The 1,553-nt window shown below is 32.9% G+C and carries 2 protein-coding genes; one reads left to right on the top strand and one right to left on the bottom strand.

The window, feature by feature from the left end:
• Window positions 1-302: 302 nt before the first annotated feature.
• On the top strand, window positions 303-818 hold the full coding sequence (locus AC1DTM_RS25930) for a DUF3231 family protein (protein WP_000512143.1): 516 nt from the start codon (window positions 303-305) through the stop codon (window positions 816-818).
• A 345-nt stretch (window positions 819-1,163) separates the two neighbouring features.
• On the opposite strand, the gene AC1DTM_RS25925 is transcribed toward AC1DTM_RS25930, so the two are convergent.
• A partial coding sequence (locus AC1DTM_RS25925; protein ID WP_477001231.1) for a tyrosine-type recombinase/integrase occupies window positions 1,164-1,553 on the bottom strand: 390 nt, incomplete at its 5' end.

The following is a 1,553-nucleotide window of genomic DNA, read 5'->3' as shown; positions in this document are numbered from 1 at the left end:
AGACAATATTCGGTTGAAAATATATAAAACCATTTGAATTGAAATTATGATAGACGTCTTTAATTTTTACTATTAAAAGTACTTATAATAATGGATTAAGTTAATTGAAATATATTTATTCTTTATAAGAATAAATTTTTGGTAACGGTACATTCTATGAGAGGTAATTACTATATTTGGGTAAGGTGTTCCTTATGAGTTATAAGAACTTATTTTCTTTAATCCAGAACATGGTTAGGAAAATTTTTTCTATAGTAAGTATTGTTGCTAAAAGTCTAATTTCTTTAAGGAGGAATATTTTTATGGGTATTTTAAGTGGAAATCCACAAAATGAACCAATGCACTACGGAGAAGTCTTTGGAATTTGGAGTTATCTTGCAGCGGCACAAGGCGCAATTGCTGGATATCAAGTTCTYATTAACCACACAGGAGACGAGGATTTAAAGAAATTTTTAGAAAACCTTGTAGAGAATGATATCCAATCAGAAGTTGAAGAATTAAAAAATATATTAAAATTGAATGGTGTTGCATTACCACCAGCACCTCCAGAAAGACCAGTTGCATCTATTGAAACGATTCCTCCTGGAGCTCGTATTAATGATGCGGAAATTGCTGCAAAAGTTTCTATGGATCTTGCTGCTGGGTTAGTAGCATGTAGTCAAGCTATGGGACAATCTCTTCGAGAAGATGTTGGAATGATGTTTGGTCAATTTCATATGAAAAAAGCACAAGCTGGAGCTATATTACTTCGTCTGAATAAGAAAAAAGGTTGGATTATTCCGCCTCCATTACATGTTCTACAATCAGATCAAGCATAATACTTAAATAAAATTCAATTTTTTCTTTGGTGAATACAGTTTAATTAAAGGACTATTTTTCGCTCATATTTTGCTCACAAATGCTATGAAAATACGTGAGAAAGTATGAAGTGAATTTTTATAACGAAATATAGCGCAATAAATAAAAAGTGCTATAACCGCTTATTTAATGGGCGTTTATAGCACTTTTATATTTTTGTGTTATACAAAATAAACAACCTTAAAACCGCTCATTCTTCTCCCAAGATTCAACGATATAGCATGAGAAACCTTATTATATCAAGGTTTGTAAGTGGTGATTTAACTCGATGCTCACATTTTGCTCACATTAGAATTTTTCGGCTTTTATTTGATGTTTTCATAAGATTTTATTACATTCTCAAAATTTTCTGCGGCCTGTTGCTGCATGTTTTGTGTGATATGGCTATACTTGTCTAATGTCATTTGAATAGAAGAGTGTCCTAAGCGATCCTGTACAATTTTAGGATGCTCACCAGCTTGGAGCATAAGTGTTGCATGTGTGTGCCTTAAGTCGTGAATACGAATTCGTGGAACACCAGCTTTTTTATAATGGTCTTTCAAAAAACGATGAGGAGCATCTATATGTAAGGGACAATGAATCGTATTGCCAGCGAAAATATAGGCCTCCTCATTCAAGGAGATACCCCAGCGGAAAAACTCTTTCTTTTTATAAAGGTAGTATGCTTGTAACTCTATTACAACAAAGGAAGAGAT

The sequence above is a fragment of the Bacillus sp. P4_D3 genome, assembly GCF_056401855.1.
The sequence above is the reverse complement of the archived record's forward strand: the minus strand, read 5'-3'. Positions and strand labels throughout refer to the sequence as shown.